Below are 12,554 nucleotides of genomic sequence, written 5' to 3'. Positions count from 1 at the left end.
ACCATTCGGCGCGCAACCTCGCCATGATCCGCCGCGCGGTGCTCAACATGCTCCGACGCGAGCCTTCAAAGACCTCGCTCAAGCGGAAGCGCCTCAAAGCCCTCATGAACCCGACCTACCGCCAAGCCGTCCTTGCAGGTTAACGATTCATGATTTCGCCCTGGACGACAACGCGCATCGTGTTGACGCGCCGCGCGATCACGCCCTCGTCGGCCGAGTGGCCGATTCGGATTGCAACATCGATGCTTGCGTCAAGCAGGTCGACCTGCTCGTCGGAAGCTTTGAGTTCGATCGCAACCTTCGGATAGAGGTGTGGTCGAGCGGCTGTGCAATGGTTTGATGCGAGCGGAGTCACCGTTGGGTTCGCTGGAGATCGAGCGGGAATGGCCCTATGCGAGCAGCAGGCTGCTCAGGAAGTTGTCGTTGTGGAACTGTTCCTCATGAACGCCTATCACTGTGATCTGATCCCCGCCACCCAGAGACGCCACGACATTCGAGCCCTGGTTTGTGGCCACCTGCTGGAACTGGCTCGCGTTGGTGATGCCAAAGGCTCTGAGATCGAGGACGTCGCCGGTGCCAGCGCCGGGCAGGAAATTCAAAATGGTGTCCTGACCGTCGCCGTGGGCGAACACGAACAGATTGTGGCCGTTGCCGGCAACCAGTGTGTCGTTGCCGCGCCCGCCGATCAGCGTGTCGTTGCCGCCCAGGCCCCAAAGATAGTCCGCGCCGGTCGTGCCGTTCAGGACATAACCCCCGTTGACGATTGTCGGCGTGCGCCCTGCGGGCGTCGGGACGAAGTAGGAATCCGTTAGCACGGGGGTCTCGGTTATCCCATTGAAGCTGCTCACCTTGTAGAACTCGATCAGCATGCCGGCGTCGGTGACCGTCACCAAATTGGCGCCAACATTGGGAACGGTCTTGCCGGCTCCGCCAAGGCCGGTGGTCGTGTAGGGGAGAAAGACGCCGTCGCCGTTATCGTCGCGATTCTCGCGATAATAATTATGCTCATGGCCGGCAAAGACCGCGTTCACGCCCCATTGCTCGAATGGCCATCGCATGGTGGCAGTATAGCCACTTGGATTGTATGCCGTGTGATGGAAATACGCCACGTTGAAGCTCGCGTCGGAATTCGCGAGAAGCGATTGCATCCAATGGCCCTGCACTGAAGTGGAGCTGCGGCCATCCGGCTCCTGCTTGTTGCTGTTGAGGGCGAAGAAATGCACCGGCCCGATCTGGTAGTCATAGTACCTCTCATTGTCGGGCAGCGTAAAGTAGTTCAAGTAGGCGGCAACGTTGCCTTCATCGTATTCGTGATTGCCTAGGTCGGGAAAGAAGCGGTTGATGGTGCTGCCGCTGCCGTATGCGCCTTGATAATTGCCTATGTAGTCATGGTACTGCTGGCCGACGGCGGCATCCAAGGTCTGCGGTGCATATACGTTGTCGCCGACCGTGAGAATGAAATCGGGGTTCCAGCCATGGACCATCGCCGAGACTGCTTTTTCGCCAGAGAGATCGGTATCTCCATAGTCACCAAAGATCGCGAACCGGTATAATGTCTGCGGCGCGGTCGTCGGGACGACGCTGACCGCATAGTCGTGCGCGGCGGTGCTCCCGTCGGACGAGGTTGCGGTGACGTGGAGGTTGATCGACTGTTCGGTCTGGGCATTGAGCGTTCCCGTGCCAGAGCGCGTGATGACGCCGGTGCTGGAATTGATGGCGAAGCGCGAGTCGTTGAGGCTGTAGGTGACCGTATCGGTGACGTCCGGATCCTTGGCCGAGGCTGTGATGTGGACCAAAGTGCCCGCGGGGGCACGGTCGGGGATCTGGTTGGCCGCAAGGTCGGCATCCTGTGGATGCTTGAAGGCGACCGGGCCGGTCGTCGGCACATAGTACTCGACGTGCAGGAGCGGTGCGCCGGTGGCGCTGCCGTCGAAGGAATAGGCCCGGCGCGTGCCGCTGACGCCGCTGACGACGAATGCCATGTCATTGAGTTGCAAATAGCCTGGCTGGTTGATGATCTCCTGCACGATTGCCGAGAGGTTCGGGGTGCGTTCGGCAAGGGCGGCTTCATTGTTCACGGTCCAATCAGGTGGCGTCCACGTCACCGAGCCATTCGTCATCGGGCGCGAGGTGACATTGCTTGTCTCCTTCTCAAAGGGGGTGGCTTCGTCGCTTTCGCCCCGGATCAGGAGCGACACTGCGCCGGTGCTCGTATTCTGGGCCTGGAACTGGATGTAGGCGCTGGTGATGACGGCGTCGTAAGGAATGTCGACGCCGGTGAAGCGCATTCCAACCGTTTGGTTCTTGGTGCCGCCGTACTCGATAGCCATGTCGAGATTGCCGCTGGTGAGGTCCATCCCGCCGCTGGGACCTTGCTCGACGTCGTCGGTGCTGGACGCAATCCTTGTCTCGAAGATCGGCCCTGTGGTCACGCCGACGGCATAGTCTTGCGCGGCGGTGCTCCCATCGGACGAGGTTGCGGTGACGTGGAGGTTGACCGACGGTTCGGTTGCAGCATTGAGCGTGCCGGTGCCCGAGCGCGTAATGACGCCGGTGGTGGAATTGATGGCGAATCGCGGATCGTCAAGGCTGTAGGTGACCGTATCACGTGCATTGGGGTCCGCGGCTGAGGCGGTAATCCCGACCCGCGTTCCCGCGACCGCATTCTGAATGATCTGATTGGGCGCCGAGTCGGCGTCATACGGGTTTTTGAAGGCCACCGGATCGTCAAGGACGGCGAGGGCGAAGGTCTGGTTGGCGGTGCTTCCGTCCGACGAGATTGCCGTCACGTGCAAGGTGACTGACGGCTCGGACTGGGCGTTGAGCGTTCCCGTGCCCGAGCGCGTGATGACGCCGGTGCTGGCGTCGATGGCGAAGCGCGAATCGTCAAGGCTGTAAGTCACTGTATCGGTTGCATCGGGGTCTCTTGCCGAAGCGGTGATGTGGACCGCTGTGCCCGCGACGCCAAGCTCGAAGATCTGATTGGTGACGGGGTCGGCATCGGCCGAGGTGTTGAAGGCGACTGGGCCGAGGTCGCTGCCTGACGACGGCACATAGTACTCAACGTGCAGGAGCGGAGCGCCGGCGGCGTCGCCGTCGAAGGAGTAGGCCCTGCGCGTGCCGCTGCTGCCAAAGATGGTGAACACCATGTCGTTGAGCGCCGCCCAGCCGGAGCGATCGATGATCTCCTGCACGATGGCAGAGAGGTCCGGCGTGCGCTCGGCGATGCCGGCTTCCTTGGCTACCGTCCAATCGGGCGGCATCCACGTCACAGAGGCATCTGTCTGCGGGCGCAGGGAGACGTTTTTCGTCACCTTCTCGAAGGCCGCGGCCTCATCGCTGTCTTGGCCTCGAATTAGCAACGATACATCGCCAGTGCTCGTGTTTTGGGCCTCGAATTGGATATAGGCGGCGGTGACGACGGCGCCGTGGGGGATGTCGATACCGGTGAAGCGGACCCCAACCTCCTGAACCTTGGTGCCACCGAACTCGACAGCCATATCGAGGTTGCCGCTGGTCAAATCCATCCCGCCCGTGGGGCCTTGTTCGACGTCGTCGGCGCTGGAGGCGATACGTGTCTCGAAAACCGGGTCGCTGGCAAGGAGGGTGCTGGTAATCATAGCGCTGTTCGTCTGAGTCGTGCCAGCATCACCGACTGGGGCCGACGCGGGGGCGGTGTAGGTAATGCCGTCGTTCCCATAGCCCACCGCAGAATGCCAGAAGCCAAAGGCATGTGACATCACCGTGTTGAAAAACGTCCCGTCGAGATGAATGCCAACTCTGGCGGCAGTCTCGGCGAGGCCGGTGAGTTTCAGTCCGCCATCACCCGCCCAGGTCGGGGTGATCCCGTGTATGGAGATGAGGCTATCGATCTTGATCGCGGCTTGATCCGAGGTCTGCGTGTGACTGCCTTTGGTTCCAGCAGTGGATCTGTGGGTGTCGTCGGGGAGTTCGGGGGTTGTGGAGCTTCGGCTGCCGCTAACGTCCGACGTGGTTGTCCCGGGCAGCACGCGGTCGGCGTATAGGCGCGCCGCGACGTTCGGATCGGCGGCTCCGATCAGCGTGCTCCAGTTGTCATTGGTCAGCCAGTCCCCTTTGATGCCGGAGTCGATGCTTAACTCGGTGATGAAGGATTTCGCGCTCCCGCTGTGGGGAGGATGAGACGGTTTGGCCATCTAGAATATTCCCGCCGAGATCGATTAACCTACGAAATCGAGGATCTCAATCCAGTTACCAATCCGGATTAAGATACGTAGCCGAACGGTCTAAACGGCGGTGCGAGAGTCGGTATCTCCGTTCCAGGATACTACCTTCGCTTTGAACATCAGCGCCGGTCGGAGGGTCGGCCAACATGGGAATTCGCTAGTCCGGCACCGCGGCTAGCTCATCCTTGACCGTCAAGGAGGGCACGCAATTCATCGAGCTTGGTGTTGACGAACCAACCGTAATAGTTCTCTTCCGGCAGCTTTCGACCGGATCGCTTTGCTGCAGCTCCTCGAAGTTCGGCCGCGCGACGCTGGGGCTGGCCGACATTATAGAGCGTCGCTGTAATGCCAGGGTTCCGGGAAATGTCGAACCCCTCATCCGCATAGGCGTTGATCGCTTCGCGCAGTATGGCAGCCGTGTAAATGACGCTGCGCTTGGGATCCATGATGTCGCGGTAGATTGCCTGCGGGCGATCGGGCGAGAGTTTTTCAAAGCCGCTCACCCGATGGACCAGGTCTGTCACTTCAAGTGCCGCCAGCCGGCTGATCTGGCCAAGGCCGAAGGTCTGGCCGGCAAAAAAAGGCTGAAAGAACGCCCTTTGGAAGGTCACGTTCTCATAGGCAACGTCGTCGACCGTCTCTCCCAGGAACTGTTTGTTCCAGACATCGGTGCGGCAGCTCCACAAAGACGAACTGCCTTCGGCCTTGGCGCATGGTGAGAATTCTGGACGGTCCAGAAACGACTGCAGCGAAATGCCTTTGTAGCGGAACGCGAAGTCCGCGTTGGCGTATGCCAGCGCCTTGACGTAGTAGGTCTGCGCGGCGTCGAAGCTGCTGACATTGTATGTATGTTCGCCGACAAGCGCGCCCACGATGTGAATCGGATCGATGCCATAGGCAGAGGCCGCATCCTTGATCTGTTGCACGAGCTTCTTCTCGCTTCTCAGCAATGTCAGGATCTTGTCGTATTTGGCGTCGTAGGTTGTGTTGAAGGCGCGCGTCCGGTTCGCGGACGCCTCGGGGATCGGCGGCTGCTGGTCGAAGCGATTTCCCGGAGGAACCACAGTGAGGCCATTGGCGACCGCTTCCCCAGCCAGGCCGCCGGCAATAATCAGGGCAAGAAGCGCCAACGCCGTGACTGCGTGCTTGGTGTTCTGCATGTGTCGTCACCGAGGAGCAGGGTGTGAAACCACGCTCGCCGCCCGTTCCTGAATGAACTGGTCAAGCTCAACCAGCATAGCGCGCCGATTGTCAACGTATGCCCCGCGATCACCAGGCATGCTCGCGGTCCGGGTGTAACGAATTGGTCACTATGACGACCGACGCGAAGCTCGCCGAGACCCGGCACGCGGAGCAGGCCGAGTCTCGACGGAGGCCGATCACTGGCTCGATAGATGTCAGCGTCAACTCGTTTGCTTGGTTGCGACGGACTTCAGCTCAAGTTCCGCCTTCCGCTCAGCGAGCGGATCGGGACCGCTGTCCTTGCCTGCCATCACCTTGTCGGCGCTTCGCGGCACATTCTCCACCGCATTCTGGACCATCGTGCGGGTTTCCTCCACGTCGAGTTCCTTCTCGGCCTGGCGTATGGCGTCGTCAAACTGTTTTCGAAAATCGCCGCCGATCCGATTGAATGTCTTCATCATCGTCCCCGCCGACCGCATGGCTTTCGGAAGCTCCTCCGGCCCGAAAACAACCATCGCAACCAAAAAGATAATCACCAGGTGGTCAAAGCCAAATCCGAACATCAGTCCATCCTCTTGCGCATATCATCGCCGGCAGCGGCGGCTTTTTTGCGGCCTTTCAACCCGGTCCGGCCGATCGGCACCATCATCACACCTGACATCTGACATCCGCCACGCCAGACATCCGCCACGCCAGTATGCGGCTGCGGGAATGTCGTTCATACTTCGGGTCATGTCGGATCGAATATCAGGCTTTAGCCTCGCAGGATCGTTCGCGGCCTTGCTGGCCGCGAGTAGCCTGCACGCCCGGGCCGACGGCGTAAATCCCAAAATCGTCGACGCCGGCGCTTATTCGTTTTCCGACGAGCTCGGCGGGTTTCGCATCCTGTCGGCCGCCGGAGCCGGAACCAGGGACGATCCGATCGTGGTCACGGAGGAGCTTGAGTCGGCAGACCCAGTAACATTGACCATACGCGCCATCCGGCCGATCCAGCCGTTTGGCGTCTCCGGCAATTACGCCACCGGATTCCTGCCGCTGAAGATCATCGCTCTCAACAACAGCACGCACGCCTGGATCGAATTTGAGTTCGAGCTGCAGTCGATTCTCGACCAGCCCAGCGACTATGGCGATGGGCTGTCGTTCGACCAGGCGCATCGCGAGGCGGACGCGATCAAGTCCGACAGCTTCGCCGAATTCAACCGCAAGTTCGAACCCTACGACAGGCTGCTGTTCCTGCACGGCAAGGTCGATCCGCTTCACTCGGCGTCGTTTTCGTTCCTGATCACGGATTTTTCGCCGAAGGAGCGGTTCTGGCTGCTGGAAGAGCCGCGCATTCCCTCGTCTTGAAAGCCGTCGTACCCGCTCGGCCACGGCCACTGACGGCCGCTCCGGATCATGCTATAATTCCGCACATGAGGACGATCCTGGCCTCTTGCATTCTGGTTTTCGCGGCGCTCGCTACAACGCCCGCGCGAGCAGAATGTCAGTGCCTTGCCAACGGCCGCACTTTCCATCACGGCGAATTCACTTGTCTGCAATTGCCGTCGGGTCCGGAACTCGCGCAATGCGGCATGGTCTCAACATTTCGTCATGGAAAAAAATTCAGAACGGCTGCCCGGAGGCGACAGCGCCATTGAGCGTTCCTGTCAAAGGGGGAGAGCAGCAATCAGGCGAGGGCGGACACAAAGCAAACGATACGGCTTTGTCCGTTACCAACACTGCGACCTAATACAATGAGTAGGCTGCGCAACGGCCTGAGAGAACCCTTTCGGCAATGCGCGAAATGTTAGCCGATCATTACTTGATCGCGCTAACCAGTGGGTCGCCCTCAAGGATACGGACCCAGGCGTCCCGTGTCGGTGCTGGCTTGGCGTTTCAGAAAGCGATAACCGGTCTGGTCCCAGCGGCGCACCGTGTTGGTGAGGTTGTCGAGGACAAATTCGCCCGTATCGGTGCGAACGGTCAGCACCGCATGATCCTCGCCGTCGGGCTTGCGAACAACTGTCATCAGCAGATCCGACACGGGAATGCCGCTGTTCATCAGACGGCGACGCTTTTCCAGCGCATAGTCTTCACAATCGCCGAAACCGCTGTCCGGCTAGGCCCAGAATTCGTCCTGTCCGTACTGGTTGAGATCGCTCATCGGCTTGATCTTCTCGTTAACCGTCAGGGTGACGCTCGTGATCTGCCGCCAGAGTTTTCGCCGTCATGTGCTCAGGACCATCGTCGCGTGAACGGATCTCACATTCGGCCCGATGGGATTTGCAGAAATCGTTGTGACAGATCAGCTGCGACCTGAAGTTTCCTGTCTGCATCGACTGCGACGCTATCGCCGCCGACAATGTGGACGTTATCGTAATGATTGCAACGGCCACACCGCCGCTAAACCGAACGCACGGGCGCGATCTTAACTCATTCTTAACAAAAGGTGATTGGGCGCGTCGGATGAATTCCTCACCAGTGCGGTAGTGCGGGTTCTGTCAATCAAAACCAGCGGAAGATCCTTCGGAATGGTTACCTTGCCTCGCGTGCGCTGGTTGGCATCTTCGTGACGTCCTTCCGGACCGCGGGTCTTTGTCGTATCGAGATGCCGGCCGGTCGTGTCCAACTTTCGGCATGACGCTTATTGTCATCGGTCACGCTTGGCGCGAATTGGAAAGTGAAGAATGAGCCTGGATGAAATCACGCGAGCAACAGTCGCCTTCATCCGCGCGCACGAGGTGTGGGGCATCTCGCTGGTGCTTATCCTGGCGTTCGGGGAATCGCTTGCGTGCATCTCGCTGTTGTTGCCCGCAACCGTGATCCTGATCGGCGTCGGCTTTCTCATCGGCGAAAGCGATATCGCATTCTGGCCTATCTGGCTTGCCGCCGCTATTGGGGCGGCATTGGGGGACTGGTTGTCTTTCTGGATCGGCACCCGGTTGGGAAACAGGGTTTCGCACTATTGGCCCTTGTCGCGTTATCCGGACCTCATTCCGCGTGGCCACCAGTTCTTCGAGCGATGGGGCGTGGCAGGCGTGTTTTTCGGGCGCTTCTTTGGCCCCTTGCGCGCGTCCGTGCCATTGGTGGCGGGCATCTGCGCGATGCCCGCCTTGACGTTTCAAATGGCCAATATTGCTTCGGCCTCAAATGGCTGCAGGAGTTGATCTAGTGGGCACCCGGCGGGCGAGCAGCTTGTCGATCCGCTTTCCGTCCATGTCGACGATCTCGAACCGCCAGCCCTCATGGTCGAAATGTTCCCCCGCCTCTGGAAGATGCCCAAGCTGGAAGAGGGCGAATCCGGCGATCGTGTGAAAATCGCCCTCCGCCGTTCCCGTCCGAAAACCGAGGCGAGCGAAGGCGTCATGAGCCGGCATCATGCCATCGATCAGCAGCGAGCCATCCTCGCGCTCGACAACATATGGTTCCTCGCCATCCGCATCCGCCAGATCGCCGGCGATGGCTTCGAGCAGATCGGTCTGCGTGACGATCCCTTCAAGGCTGCCATATTCGTCGATGACGATCGCCATGCGCACTGGCGCCTTTTTGAATTGGTCGAGTACGCGGAAGACCGCCGTTCCTTCATGAACGACCACAGGCTCGCGGATGGCCGCCAGCGGATCGAGCGCCTTCCTGTCGAGAGCCTGGTCGAGAAGATCTTTCTTCAAGATCATGCCAAGTGGCTCTTCGATGCCGCCGCGGCCGACCAGGAGCTGTTCATGCCGGGATTCCCGGATGGTGCGCAGGATCTCGTCCGAACTGTCGTCGACGTCGATCCAGTCGATGTCACGGCGCGGCGTCATGATATCGGCGATGCGCCGGTCGCCGATGCTGAAGACGCGCTCGACCACCTCCTGTTGCGCCTGGTGGAGCAGCCCGGCCTCCTGGCTCGCCGCGACGAGCAGTTTGAGTTCTTCCGGCGAGTGAAGGGATCCCTCTCCCGCGCCAGGTCGAAGCCCGCAAAGCCGCAGCACGAGATTGCCGAGACCGTTGAGGCCGATGATCGCCGGCCGCAGCAGGAACAGGAACAGGCCGAGAGGGCGCACGACCCACAGCGCCGTGCCTTCGCTGCGCTGAAGGGCGAGACTCTTCGGAGCGAGCTCGCCGAGCACGATATGCAGCGTCGTGATGATGATGAAGGCGATCGCAACCGCGATAGCATGAGAGCCCGCCGTAGCGAGCGGTCCCGGCAATGCGCTCAATAATGGTTCGATCAAATGGGCAATCGCAGGCTCGCCGATCCATCCGAGCGCAAGCGACGATAGGGTGATTCCTAGCTGCGTGGCAGCGAGATTGGCGTCGAGATTGTCGACGGCGCGCTTCAAAGCGGTGGCATTGAGCCTGCCGGAATTGACCAGTTCGACTACCCGACTGCGGCGAACTGCGACGAGAGAGAATTCCGCTGCGACAAAAAAACCGTTCGCAGCAACGAGAACTAGTACGGCGAGTATCCCGATTAGATCGTACATACTGCCATCGGAACTAGGCATGGTCTCCTTTTGGGCGGCAATCCGCCACGGATTGTTGATGGGAGTCCGCCTATAACACAACTCCTCCGTATCGCCATTGATAGCGGCGACACAGGGCTCCGTACTGAGGTTAACAGAATGCCGGCGCAGGCGCGCCAGCGGACGCAAAAAATCAGCCCTCGAAGGTAATCAGAAAGGCGCTTAAGACGACCCCTAAGTCGCCATTTTTTTCGAAGGTGAATTTAATGCCCGCATTCTCAAAGGCCTTTTCAATTGCATCGAGCGTCCGTGACCCTATTTGAATTCCCGATTCCAATCGCGTGATGGTGGTAGCAGCTACGTCGGCGAGGTCAGCCAGCTCTCTAATTTTTAGCCCCAGGGCAGCTCGGGCCATTTTGGATTGGACGCCTTGAATTTTCATCAACGTAAATCTCTTTGGGTCGCCGATCCTTGGTTGATATTGGTTATGAGCACCTAAGCGCAAGTTGGTTCGCTGATCGGAGCGTTACCTTTTCACTCGGATTGCGGTTTTGAATTGACAATCTCGGCGGATACCAAGATCCGATGAGCTTCGTTTAAGCGGGACGTTATATAACTGGCTATATATCTCAAATTAACTAACCGTGAATATTCTGATGAATGCACATACCAGGATATATGTTTTCAGTTTTTGAATGGTTGCATTTCCTCTGAAGCCGCTGTCTCTATCCGGGAAATGACGGAGGGGTTTCAGCAATGACCACCAATATCGATTTGGACAGCTTTTCGGGTTTCATGGACGACCATTCCGCGTCCGGCGAACACAACAGTCAGATTTCGCCGGCAGAGATGCAGGTCGCACAGGCAACGGCGGCACAGCAGCCCGCCCCGGCAGCGTCCGAACCGGTGCCGGTCGATGTCGGCGCAGCGCCGGCCAAGCCGGAGGCGCCGGCGACGGCAAACGCACCCGCGGCGACGGCACCGCACGAATATGTGGCTGACGCCGGCAACGTCGTAAAACTTCCGTCCAACGTTTCCATCGACAACATCAAGGTCGACGGCAACAACCTTGTGCTCGAACAGGCCGACGGCTCGGTGATCGTGATCAAGGACGGCGCCTTGCACGTGCCGACCTTCATCATCGGCGACGTCGAGGTGCCGCGCGTTGCCCTGCTGGCAGCGCTGGAAGCCAGCCATGTCGATGTAGCCTTCGGTGCCGACGGTTCCATCTCGGCCGGCCCGGGCGGTTCGAATTCAAGCGCAGGCGGAGACTTCTCGGTCCCCCCTGGCGGCATCGGCGACGGCTTCGACCTGTCGGCCCTGCTGCCGCCGACAGCCTTGCAGTTTGGTCAATTGGACCGGCGCGAACTGTTCCCCTCGATCGTCGACAGGCAGGTTACAGTGACGGCCACGTCCTTGCTTGCCCCGGATGAGGCGGCCAGCGAAACCGGCCTTGACGGCGGCAAGGGACAATCGCCGGGCAGTGAGGCGCAAAGCGATGCTGAAACGTCCGGCACTGGAACGATCAGCATCGACGCGCCGGATGGAATTGGGTCGATCGTCATCAACGGTGTCACCGTCACCGGCGTCGGCGATCACATCCCTGGGCAGTATGGTTACCTGACGATCGTCTCCTTCAATCCGACCACGGGCGCTATCGAATACAATTACACGGTGACCGAATCGGTCACGCATCTCAACCAGACGAACGGATTCGATCCCAACGATACGGTCCCGGACAATTTCAGCATCACGGTCACCGATGTCGACGGCGATACGGCCAGCACCACCTTTGCCGTCGCCATTATCGACGACGTACCGACGGCGGTTGCCGATACGGACAGCGTCACGGAAGGCGGCACGGCGAGCGGCAACGTGGTCACCGGGCTCGGCAGCGACGGCGATCCGGCTGGCGCCGACACCAAGGGCGCCGACGGCGCTTCGGTAAGCGGCGCGACGGGCGCCGGGGCGACGACGATAGTTGGCGGCGACTTCCATGTCGTTGGCCAGTACGGCACGCTGACGCTGAGCCCGGACGGGACCTACAGCTACGTCGCCAATTCCAACATCAGCAACGCATCGCCGGTGACTGACACCTTCACCTACACGCTGAAGGACGGCGACGGCGACACGTCGCAGACGACGCTGAATATCACCATTGGCGACGGAGAAGGCCCGTCAGTGGTGACGGACGCGATCATCTCAGTGGACGAGGAAGGGCTCGGCACTGCCAATGCGACCGGCAGCGCGGCCGCGACCAGCGTGGAGGACGGCAGCGGAACCGTATCGTTTCACGCCGGTTCCGACAACATTACCGGGCTGGCGTTCACGTCGGTTGCCGGAATCACCGCAGATGTCAACGGGGTTGCCGGCGCAGACATCGTCTGGACGCTGGCCGGCCCGACGCAGATCACCGGTTCGATCAACGGCATCGACGCCATACGCATTGACCTGGTCGCGCCGTCGCTGCCGATCCTGGCGGGCACCGACGGATCCGCGACAGTCAATGTGACGTTGCTCGACAATTTCCCGCATCCCGACGCGGGCGGAGAGAACACCATAAACCTGACCGGCATCAACGTTGTCGCCATCGATGCGGACGGTAGCCAAGCGAGCGCAACGGTTCAGGTCAATGTAGTCGATGATGTGCCGGTGGCGGCGAACGACGGCGTGCTTGCCAGCCATGCGGAGAACGTGACGGATCTGACGATCGGCACGGTCGCCGGGATACTGGGCAATG

8 protein-coding genes and 1 pseudogene are annotated in these 12,554 nt (G+C 60.1%); 3 read left to right on the top strand and 6 right to left on the bottom strand.

Translation table 11 applies throughout. The features are described 5' to 3' along the window. Nucleotides 1-389: 389 nt before the first annotated feature. The 3 genes from NKJ89_RS34770 to NKJ89_RS34760 all read right to left on the bottom strand — a co-directional run bounded on the left by NKJ89_RS34770 (nucleotide 390) and on the right by NKJ89_RS34760 (nucleotide 5,950). Nucleotides 390-4,175, bottom strand: coding sequence for a metallophosphoesterase (locus NKJ89_RS34770; protein WP_352608936.1), 3,786 nt, complete (start codon nucleotides 4,173-4,175; stop codon nucleotides 390-392). A gap of 209 nt (nucleotides 4,176-4,384) precedes the next feature. Then, nucleotides 4,385-5,365, bottom strand: coding sequence for a DUF1402 family protein (locus NKJ89_RS34765; RefSeq protein WP_352608935.1), 981 nt, complete (start codon nucleotides 5,363-5,365; stop codon nucleotides 4,385-4,387). A 243-nt stretch (nucleotides 5,366-5,608) separates the two neighbouring features. After that, nucleotides 5,609-5,950, bottom strand: coding sequence for a Sec-independent protein translocase subunit TatA/TatB (locus NKJ89_RS34760; protein WP_352608934.1), 342 nt, complete (start codon nucleotides 5,948-5,950; stop codon nucleotides 5,609-5,611). Nucleotides 5,951-6,119: 169 nt separating this feature from the next. Between NKJ89_RS34760 and NKJ89_RS34755 the strand changes: the two genes are divergently transcribed. Next, a complete protein-coding gene (locus tag NKJ89_RS34755; RefSeq protein WP_352608937.1) occupies nucleotides 6,120-6,734 on the top strand; it encodes a hypothetical protein in 615 nt (204 codons plus the stop codon). A gap of 450 nt (nucleotides 6,735-7,184) precedes the next feature. Here the strand turns inward: NKJ89_RS34755 and NKJ89_RS34750 are convergent. After that, nucleotides 7,185-7,702: pseudogene (locus NKJ89_RS34750) on the bottom strand (transglutaminase-like cysteine peptidase). A 351-nt stretch (nucleotides 7,703-8,053) separates the two neighbouring features. Here NKJ89_RS34750 and NKJ89_RS34745 point away from each other — a divergent pair. After that, complete coding sequence (locus NKJ89_RS34745; RefSeq protein WP_352608933.1) at nucleotides 8,054-8,533, top strand: DedA family protein; 480 nt, start codon at nucleotides 8,054-8,056, stop codon at nucleotides 8,531-8,533. On the opposite strand, the gene NKJ89_RS34740 is transcribed toward NKJ89_RS34745, so the two are convergent. After that, a complete protein-coding gene (locus NKJ89_RS34740) occupies nucleotides 8,513-9,856 on the bottom strand; it encodes a hemolysin family protein (protein ID WP_352608932.1) in 1,344 nt (447 codons plus the stop codon). The genes NKJ89_RS34745 and NKJ89_RS34740 overlap by 21 nt on opposite strands. 151 nt (nucleotides 9,857-10,007) lie before the next feature. Beyond that, nucleotides 10,008-10,256 carry a helix-turn-helix domain-containing protein gene (locus tag NKJ89_RS34735; protein ID WP_352608931.1) on the bottom strand — a complete coding sequence of 83 codons (249 nt, stop codon included), beginning with the start codon at nucleotides 10,254-10,256 and terminating at the stop codon, nucleotides 10,008-10,010. A gap of 314 nt (nucleotides 10,257-10,570) precedes the next feature. Between NKJ89_RS34735 and NKJ89_RS34730 the strand changes: the two genes are divergently transcribed. Beyond that, nucleotides 10,571-12,554: cadherin-like domain-containing protein (locus tag NKJ89_RS34730; protein WP_352608930.1), on the top strand; the 1,984-nt coding region annotated here is incomplete at its 3' end.

The sequence above is a fragment of the Mesorhizobium sp. M0047 genome, from assembly GCF_040323315.1.
Taxonomy (GTDB): Bacteria; Pseudomonadota; Alphaproteobacteria; order Rhizobiales; family Rhizobiaceae; genus Mesorhizobium.
Note: the sequence above shows the minus strand (reverse complement) of the source record. Positions and strands in the feature narration are given on the sequence as shown.

Excerpts from the sequence above, each read along its gene's own strand:
- NKJ89_RS34765 (WP_352608935.1), bottom strand. The coding sequence starts at position 5,365 with ATGCAGAACACCAAGCACGCAGTCACGGCGTTGGCGCTTCTTGCCCTG.
- NKJ89_RS34745 (WP_352608933.1), top strand. The coding sequence starts at position 8,054 with ATGAGCCTGGATGAAATCACGCGAGCAACAGTCGCCTTCATCCGCGCG.
- NKJ89_RS34740 (WP_352608932.1), bottom strand. The coding sequence starts at position 9,856 with ATGCCTAGTTCCGATGGCAGTATGTACGATCTAATCGGGATACTCGCC.
- NKJ89_RS34755 (WP_352608937.1), top strand. The coding sequence starts at position 6,120 with ATGTCGGATCGAATATCAGGCTTTAGCCTCGCAGGATCGTTCGCGGCC.
- NKJ89_RS34760 (WP_352608934.1), bottom strand. The coding sequence starts at position 5,950 with ATGTTCGGATTTGGCTTTGACCACCTGGTGATTATCTTTTTGGTTGCG.
- NKJ89_RS34770 (WP_352608936.1), bottom strand. The coding sequence starts at position 4,175 with ATGGCCAAACCGTCTCATCCTCCCCACAGCGGGAGCGCGAAATCCTTC.
- NKJ89_RS34735 (WP_352608931.1), bottom strand. The coding sequence starts at position 10,256 with ATGAAAATTCAAGGCGTCCAATCCAAAATGGCCCGAGCTGCCCTGGGG.